A 7,536-nucleotide genomic window follows, 5' to 3' on the forward strand; every position below is an offset into this window, starting at 1 on the left:
GTGCGCAGCGCCGCGCGCATCCACAGGCTGCGCTGCGCGCCGGTTTCTGCGTCGCGCAGGGCGAGCAGCGCGCTGGCGCGCGGCGGCTCGGTTTCCGCCGGGTCCCAGAGCACGAGTGGAACCACGCAGGCGGGCGCGAACCGGTCGAGCAATGCACCGAGCGTGGCGATCGGCCAATGGAAATCGGAGACCAGAAACACCAGACCGTCGCGCCCGGCCAGGCGCTCGCTGACCCGCCGCAGGGCCTGCGCAGCGCAGCCCTGGGTTGGCGCCGTGCGGCAGTCGCGCAGCATCTGCGCCATCAGGCTGGCGTTGCCGCGGCTGTGCCGCGCCGCAACGAACAGGTCCTCGCGCGCGTGCCCATCGAACGCCAGCAGGCCCAGCGCGTCGCCCGCGCGAAACGCGCTGTGCCCCAGGGCTTCGACGAAGTCGGCGACCACGTCGAGCTTGCGCCGCCCGGCGCCGAAGTGCATCGACGCCGAGACATCGACCACGGCGTGCACGCGAATCGCCACGCGCAGCCGCTGCACGCGCACCATCCACCCGTTGCGCGGGTCGCGCACGCTCGCGCGCAGGTCGATGCGCCGCGGATCGGGGTAGTCGAACAGGCGCCGGTGCGCGGCGAACTCCTGCCCGCCGCCCTGGCTCGTTCCGCGCTGCGCGCCCGGACGCCAGCCGCCGAAGCGGCGCGGCAGCCGATAGTGGAATTCGTCGCTGCGCTGCATCGCGGTCTCGGGGTCTTTCAGGGCACGGCGATCTTGTCCATGATCTGCGCAAGCAGCGCCTGCGACAGCTCGGCCCGGTGCAGTTCGTAGACCGGCGTGAAGAAGATCCGGTGCCCGAGCACCGCGGGCAACACCGCCGCGAGATCGCCGGGCTCCAGATGCCTGCGCTCTTCGAGCCAGGCCAGCGTGCGCGCCGCGCGCAGCAACGCGCTCATTCCACGCGGGCTGGCGCCGGCGAGGATCAGGCGCTCCATATCGACACCGTCCAGGCGGATGCCGAACTTCTGCGGCGTCTCGCTGGCCTGCCACAGCGCGAGCACATAGCGCTCGATGGCGTCGCTCGCGTGCACGCTGCGCTGCACCTGCGCGGCGACGGCGTTGAGCCGCTCCCAGGGCAGGATCGCCGGCGCGACCTGTTCGAGCAGGTGGTCGGTGTCGTGGAACGCGGTGTCGAACACGAGCGCGCGGCGGACGTCGCGCGCGCCGGGCGTGGGCATGTTCAGCTCGAACATGAAGCGGTCGCGCGCCGCCGACGCGAGCTCGAAGGTTTCCTCGCGCTCGACCCGGTTGCGGTCGGCGAACACCGTCATGTGCGGAAAACGGTATTCGCGGTCGAAGGCGCTCAGCGTGCGCTCGGCCATGGCGCGCAGCAGCAGCGACTGCACCTGCGGCCGCGCGCGGTTGATCTCGTTGAAGAAGAAACTGACCAAGCGCTCGCCGTGGCGCAGCAAGGGCCCCGGGTCGATGCGCGGGCGGCCCCGGGCATCGACGTGGCTGTGGTAGACGAGGTCGCCCGGCATCAGATCGACCGTCCCCTCGACCCGCTCGAACTCGCCGCCAATGGCGCGCGCAAAGGCGCGCAGCAGCGTCGTCTTGCCGACCCCCACGTCGCCTTCGAGCAGCACGTGGCCGCGCGCGAACAGCGCGACGTTGATCAAACGGATCGTCTGCGGCTGCCCGATCAGCGCTTTCGCGACCTCGCCCTCGAGCCGCAGCGCAAGATGGCGCCAGTCCTGGAGTCGTTCTTCGCTATCCATGGCGGCTGCGCCGGTGCGGGCTCAGTCGGGCGCGCCGATGAAGCAGGCTTTTTCGGTCCTCGCCTGGAGCGCGCGGTAGCGCTTGATCCCCGCCTGCAACTGCGCCGCATCGCGGATGTAGCTGCCGCGCTCGCCGCCTATGCTGCTCGCCTTGCTGGCGGTGCTCAACGCCACGTACTCCTCGTATTTCAGTTCCTTGGCGAGCGCGTCGAGCGCGCACGCGCATTTGTTCGTCATCTCGAAGCGGCCCACGCCAGGATGCGCGGCGATGCATTCCTGCACGTAGAGCACGCGGTCCACGGTGGGAAAGTCGTTCGCGCGCGCGGCGCTCTGCCCGGCCAGCAGCAGGGCGGGAAAACACAGGGGGAGGAGCGCTTTCTTCATGGTGTTTGCCAGGTTGCTGCCAGATTGGTTGCGCCTTCTTCTTCGGGGGGCGGATGCCCGTTCCAACTGCCGTCCATTGCGCCGGCGCCTTCGATGAGAAGCTCCTCGACGAGCAGGGGCCGGGCCTGCGGGTCCTCGCCCGGGATCCGGGTGCGGATGCCGTACAGCCCGCCAGGAACCGCCGCCGAGAGCAGGAAGCGGTAGCTCTTGCGCGCAAATTTCTCGTACTTTGGCCGGTGCGGATCGTCCAGGAACGGACTGAGCACGATCTCCTGCCCGACGACCCCTTGTCCCTGATAGGGCAGCGTCACGTCGCGCACCACGCCGCCCTGCTGGATCGCCAGGCGCAGCCGTTTGCGGAAATGCCGTTGCGCGCCCCGCGTGAGGCGTTGCATCTCGCGCATGTCGTGCTCAAGAAAGTAGAGGATCACGGGGTTGCCTTCGGCTTGCGGCACATCGGGCACGGGCAGCCTGCGCGCTGCGCTCAGGAATACGCCCCGGGCGGCGCAGCAGCCGCCGTCGGCCCGGGCATTCAGGGCCAGGGTGACGCTGTCGGCAAAGGGCTCTTCGAGGCTTCCCCTGCGGCTGAAGCGGTAGCGCAGCAGGGTCGGGGGTTGCAGAGTTTGCAACTGCGGCGTCATGAAGAGCAGGCGCTCCGCCGGCGAGTAGTCGGGCGCCGCGTCCTGAGCGCATGCGCTCGCAACGGACAGGGCGCACAGCGCAGCGGTGGCCAGCGCCAGGCGGTGCATGGGGTTCCCGCTCATTGGGCGCATCCCGCTCAGTCGCCGGGCGCCGCGAACGAGGCATCGACCAGCGGAACGCCGTACTCCTGGAGGATCGCCGTGATCTCGGGCGCCTTGGACTCGATCAGCTGCTCGATCTGCTGCTTCCATGCGCGTTCGCCGTAGCGCAGTCCCATGGCCATCTGGTAATCGAGCCGGACGCCCTTTTCGGACTTCAGCGGCAGCACGGCCAGCGCCGGGGCCCTGACGCGCCGCGCGAAGAACCCGGCGATCGGCCCCCAAACGATGACGGCGTCGAGCCGGCCTTCGGCCAAATCCTTTTCGACGATCTCTCCCGGATAGCGTTCCGGGTCGGCGTTCATGAGCTTGTACGGCACGGCCTGCTCCAGCAGACCGTGCCGGGCCAGCCATTGCGCGGCCGGCGAGCGGTCGTAGACGCCGATGCGCAGCGTCCTCAGCCGGGCCGGATCGAGCTTCAGGAAATCCTCGCCAGAGGCCACGTGGTCCATGCCCTTGCCCTGGGGAATGACCAGCGCGTAGGTCGAGCGGTAGTAGGGCTTGGTGACCGAGACCTCGTCGAGCCCGAGCGGAACGCCCATCACGATGTCGCAGGGATAGTCCTGCCCGGGCAGCTTGAAGCGCAGCGTGTTGCGAAAGAAGGCCATGCGCTGCGGAAACGAGTAGTACGTGACGGGAAGCCCGAGCGCCTTGCCGAACAGCTCGGCGATGCGGTTCTCAATGCCCTCGCCCCGGGTGTTGGAAAAGGGCAGATTGTTCGGGTCCTGGCAAACCCGCAGCGCCTGGCGCGCCGCGGGCGCGTCCTGCGCCAGTGCCGGCGCGCAGCAGCAGGCCGCGGCCCAAATGAGAACACGAAGGCCGGTGGGCCAAGTCCTGCCGGTCTGCTGTTGGCGTCGCAGGTTCATTTCTTTTCTTCCACCCGGGCGCGGGTGATTGCGCCGTCGGAGCGGCCCTTGAGGTAGGCGTAGAGCTGGTTGATGTTGTCCATCACCATGGGGCTGTTGCCGAAGCTCTGCATCCCCTTGTCGAGGCGCCCGTCGCGCACGACCTTGATGAACTCTTCCTTCTTCAAGGTCTTCAGGCTGTTGATCAGCGAAGGGCCGACCAAGCCCTCCTGGTTCGGGCCGTGGCAGCGGTCGCAGGCTGCGGCGCGCCAGGCGCGAAAGCCCTGCATGGTTTCCGCGTCCACCTTGTAGCCGTCGGTAACCTTGTAGGGCGGATCATCGGCTGCGACGGCAACACCCGGTATGCAGGCCACACCGGCGAGCAGGAGAAGTGCGGGTAGCCACTTTGGCGTGCGCAATTGCATGGGTCAGTCCCGGATGAATATCGGATGACACGGGGGGCGCCTCTTCTCTGGAGCGCTCCCCCTGCACGGGGCATGAGAGCGGTTGCGGCTCAGTTCAGCGCAAACACGGTGAGCGAGCCACCGAGTTCGGTGTACTGGCTCAGTTCCTTGTAGCCGCCGACGGCGCCAAGCCCTTCGGTGCTTTTCTCGGGGTCTATGCCCGCCGCCATGCCAATGCCGGCCCAGCCGCCGATTCCCGAGAAAACGCCGATGAACTGCTTGCCCTTGTGCTCGTAGGTAAATACGTTGCCGATGATTCCCGAAGGCGTCTTGAACTTGAAGAGCTCCTTGCGGATGTCCTTTGCGTCCACGCACTTGAGGTAGCCCTCGAGCGTGCCGTAGCACGAGATGCCGCCAGCGGTGTTCAGCGATCCGCTCCACACCGAGAACTTTTCCGTCTTGCTCTGCACGATCTTGCCCGTTCCCGCGTCCCAGGTGATGAAGTTGCCCATGCCGCCGTGGCTGCCCGGCGTGGCGTACATCGAGAGCGTCGCGCCGATGTAGGGCTGGCCGGCCGTGTATTCAATCTTGAACGGCTCGTAGTCCATGCAGACATGGTTCGTCGGCACGTAGAACAGCTTGGTGTTCGGGTCGTACGAGGCGGGCTGCTGGTCCTTGCTGCCCAGCGCTGCGGGGCAGATTCCCTTGGTGTTCACGTCGGGGCCGTTCTGCGCGGTCGAGTATTTGGCCACCACCTGCGGACGCCCGGTCTTCATATCGACGTGCGTCGCCCAGTTCACCTTGGGGTCGTATTTCTCGGCCACCAGCAGCGCGCCGCTCACGCGGTCCAGCGTGTAGGCAAAGCCGTTGCGGTCAAAGTGCACCAGCGCCTTGGTCGGCTTGCCCTTGACGTCGATGTCCGCAAGGATCATTTCGTTCACACCGTCGTAATCCCATTCGTCGAAGGGCGTCATCTGGTACACCCAGTTGACCTTGCCGGTGTCCACGTCGCGCGACCAGATGCTCATCGACCACTTGTTGTCCCCGGGCCGCTGCGAGGGGTTCCAGGTCGAGGGATTGCCGGAGCCGTAGTACACGGCGTTGGTCGCTTTGTCAAAGCTGTACCAGCCCCAGGTGGTGCCGCCGCCGATCTTCCACTGGTCCTCCTTCCAGGTCTTGAGCGAGGAGTCCTTGCCCACCGGGGCGAGTTTGCCGTCGCTCCAAGTCATGGTCTTGACGGGGTCGATGAGCATCTCCTCGTCCGGCCCGGTGCTGTAGCCCTTCCAGGCGAGCGAGCCGTCCTTGATGTGGTAGGCAACGAGAAAGCCGCGCACGCCGAATTCGCCGCCGCTGATTCCGGTGATGACCTTGTCCTTGAAGACGTGCGGCGCGTTGGTGTTCGTCGCGCCGAGCTTCGGGTCGCCGTTCTTCACCTGCCACACCACCTTGCCGGTCTTCGCGTCCAGTGCGACCAGGGTGGTGTCCGCCTGCTGCAGGAAGACCTTGCCCTCGGCGTAGGCCAGGCCGCGGTTCACGGTGTCGCAGCACATGACGGCGATGACCGACTGGTCCTGCTTGGGTTCGTACTTCCAGAGGATCTTCTGGGTTTCGAGGTCGAGCGCGAAGACCTTGTTCGGAAACGGCGAGTGCAGATACATCGTTCCGTCCACGACCAGGGGCGAGCCCTCGTGACCGCGCAGCACGCCGGTGGAGAAGGTCCACGCGACCTGCATCTTGCCGACGTTGCCCTTGTTGATCTGCTGGAGCTTGCTGTAGCGCTGGTTGAACATGTCGCCCGCCTGGGTAGCCCAGTTCTTCGGGTTGGCGATGTTCTTTTCGACGTCGGCGTTGGCCAGCGCCCAGGCCGGCAGGCTGGCGAGCAGGGCGGCGCCGACATGGCGCGCAAGGCGACCGAGGACTTGGCGGGAAATTTTCATGCATGTCTCCTTCGATTGGCTTCCGGGGCAGCGACCACCGGACTCCTTGTTGGATTGGCTGGACAAGGGCAACCGACTGCAACATCCATGCCCACCTGTTTCCACCGCGCGCACGGCCCTGGCGATGGCGCCCGGCCCCTAGTGTCCTGCCCCGCGAATAGCGGCACATGAAACTGCGCCTTTCGCGCCATGGCGGCGTTGCAAATCCTCGCGATACCTACGGGTATCGCTGCGGTTTGCGCCTTGCCATGACGCGAAATGCATCCGTTTCATTTTGTGCCGCTATTCGCGGGGCAGAACACCAGGAGGAAATGCCGAAGGATATTTTTGGCGCGCCGGCGCAGGGGCCCTTGGCCTAGGGAAATCCCGTGGAAGTTTGTGCCGTGCGCCCATCCAGATTCGGCGCAAAGTGTCTCGCTGCAAGCGCACAGTCAAAGCCTGCACGCGCGGCTGCCAGCGCGCCGCGCAGGCGCTGACGGGGTATCCGGGGTCGAGAGCCCCGGCACAAACCCTTATCCTGCCGGAGAAGGGCACGGAACCTGCCTGTCCGAACCCCAGGCTCCCGCATGTCCACCACGCAATCCACCGACCACATTCCATGCTGCGCACCACCGACCTGACCAAGCGCTATGGCGCGCGCACGGCGTTGCAGTCGCTGTCGCTGCACCTGCCGGCGGGCCAGTTCGCGGCGCTGCTCGGTCCCAACGGGGCCGGCAAGTCAACGCTGTTCCAGGTGCTCACCGGCCTGTTCGCCGCCGACGCAGGAGAGGTCGAGGTGGCCGGCCATTCGCTGCGCCGCTCGGCTGCTGCGGCGCTGCGCAACATCGGCGTCGTGTTCCAGCAGGTCGCGCTGGACCTGGATCTGAGCATCCGGCGCAATCTGCTGTTCCATGCCGACCTGCACGGCCTGCCGCGGCGGCTCGCGCTGGAGCGCATCGCGGCGGCCTGCGCGCGCCTGAACATCGACGCCGACTTGGAGCGCAAGGTGCGCGAGCTCTCGGGCGGCAACCGGCGCAAGGTCGAACTCGTGCGCGCCGGCCTGCACGCGCCCGCCGTGCTGCTCATGGACGAGGCCACGGTCGGCCTGGACCCGAAGTCGCGCCAGGATTTGCTCGCGGCCCTGGTGTCGGATGTGCGCGAGCGCGGCCTGTGCGTGCTGTGGGCCACGCACCGCGTCGAAGAAGCCGAGCAGGCCGACCGCGTGCTGGTGCTGCACCAGGGCCGGTTGCTCGCGGACGGAACGCCCGCGCAAGTGGGCCGGGAACTGGGCGGGCGCACACTGGAGGCCGGCTTCATCGCCCGCACCGCCTGAGAGATCGCGCAGTTCCCGAAGATTGAAACCATTGGAGACACCGTATGCCACACCGCTTTTTCCCCCTTCCTGCCGCGCTGCTGCTGGCCGCC

Annotated in this window: 9 protein-coding genes; 2 read left to right on the top strand and 7 right to left on the bottom strand. The window is 67.1% G+C overall.

What is annotated here, in order from left to right; genetic code table 11:
- From VTU_RS0102455 to VTU_RS0102485, 7 genes are all read right to left on the bottom strand, one after another.
- Positions 1-725 (bottom strand): DUF58 domain-containing protein (locus tag VTU_RS0102455; protein ID WP_010100409.1); only part of this gene is annotated, 725 nt, incomplete at its 3' end.
- 17 nt (positions 726-742) lie between these two features.
- A complete protein-coding gene (locus tag VTU_RS0102460; protein ID WP_010100411.1) occupies positions 743-1,762 on the bottom strand; it encodes an AAA family ATPase in 1,020 nt (339 codons plus the stop codon).
- A 21-nt stretch (positions 1,763-1,783) separates the two neighbouring features.
- Positions 1,784-2,146 (bottom strand): hypothetical protein, encoded by a 363-nt coding sequence (locus VTU_RS0102465; protein WP_010100413.1) that lies wholly within the window; start codon positions 2,144-2,146, stop codon positions 1,784-1,786.
- Entirely contained in the window at positions 2,143-2,910 is a 768-nt protein-coding gene (locus VTU_RS0102470) for a hypothetical protein (protein WP_201766091.1), read from the bottom strand. The genes VTU_RS0102465 and VTU_RS0102470 overlap by 4 nt, the downstream gene beginning before the upstream one ends.
- A 14-nt stretch (positions 2,911-2,924) precedes the next feature.
- Positions 2,925-3,812, bottom strand: coding sequence for a quinoprotein dehydrogenase-associated putative ABC transporter substrate-binding protein (locus tag VTU_RS0102475; protein WP_010100415.1), 888 nt, complete (start codon positions 3,810-3,812; stop codon positions 2,925-2,927).
- Positions 3,809-4,216 (bottom strand): c-type cytochrome, encoded by a 408-nt coding sequence (locus tag VTU_RS0102480; protein ID WP_010100416.1) that lies wholly within the window; start codon positions 4,214-4,216, stop codon positions 3,809-3,811. Before VTU_RS0102480 ends, VTU_RS0102475 begins: the two co-directional genes overlap by 4 nt.
- An 89-nt stretch (positions 4,217-4,305) precedes the next feature.
- Positions 4,306-6,132: a methanol/ethanol family PQQ-dependent dehydrogenase gene (locus tag VTU_RS0102485; RefSeq protein WP_010100417.1), complete on the bottom strand. Its 1,827-nt coding sequence runs from the start codon at positions 6,130-6,132 to the stop codon at positions 4,306-4,308.
- 167 nt (positions 6,133-6,299) lie between these two features.
- Between VTU_RS0102485 and VTU_RS32410 the strand changes: the two genes are divergently transcribed.
- Positions 6,300-6,491: a hypothetical protein gene (locus VTU_RS32410; protein WP_138927769.1), complete on the top strand. Its 192-nt coding sequence runs from the start codon at positions 6,300-6,302 to the stop codon at positions 6,489-6,491.
- Between the two features lie 239 nt (positions 6,492-6,730).
- The gene (locus tag VTU_RS0102490; RefSeq protein ID WP_010100420.1) at positions 6,731-7,444 is read left to right on the top strand and encodes an ABC transporter ATP-binding protein; all 714 of its coding nucleotides are present in this window, start codon (positions 6,731-6,733) and stop codon (positions 7,442-7,444) included.
- Positions 7,445-7,536: the final 92 nt, after the last annotated feature.

It is taken from the genome of Verminephrobacter aporrectodeae subsp. tuberculatae At4 (genome assembly GCF_000193225.1).
Classification (GTDB): Bacteria; Pseudomonadota; Gammaproteobacteria; order Burkholderiales; family Burkholderiaceae_C; genus Acidovorax; species Acidovorax aporrectodeae.

Excerpts from the sequence above, each read along its gene's own strand:
- VTU_RS0102480 (WP_010100416.1), bottom strand. The coding sequence starts at position 4,216 with ATGCAATTGCGCACGCCAAAGTGGCTACCCGCACTTCTCCTGCTCGCC.
- VTU_RS0102470 (WP_201766091.1), bottom strand. The coding sequence starts at position 2,910 with ATGAGCGGGAACCCCATGCACCGCCTGGCGCTGGCCACCGCTGCGCTG.
- VTU_RS0102475 (WP_010100415.1), bottom strand. The coding sequence starts at position 3,812 with ATGAACCTGCGACGCCAACAGCAGACCGGCAGGACTTGGCCCACCGGC.
- VTU_RS0102460 (WP_010100411.1), bottom strand. The coding sequence starts at position 1,762 with ATGGATAGCGAAGAACGACTCCAGGACTGGCGCCATCTTGCGCTGCGG.
- VTU_RS32410 (WP_138927769.1), top strand. The coding sequence starts at position 6,300 with ATGAAACTGCGCCTTTCGCGCCATGGCGGCGTTGCAAATCCTCGCGAT.
- VTU_RS0102490 (WP_010100420.1), top strand. The coding sequence starts at position 6,731 with ATGCTGCGCACCACCGACCTGACCAAGCGCTATGGCGCGCGCACGGCG.
- VTU_RS0102485 (WP_010100417.1), bottom strand. The coding sequence starts at position 6,132 with ATGAAAATTTCCCGCCAAGTCCTCGGTCGCCTTGCGCGCCATGTCGGC.
- VTU_RS0102465 (WP_010100413.1), bottom strand. The coding sequence starts at position 2,146 with ATGAAGAAAGCGCTCCTCCCCCTGTGTTTTCCCGCCCTGCTGCTGGCC.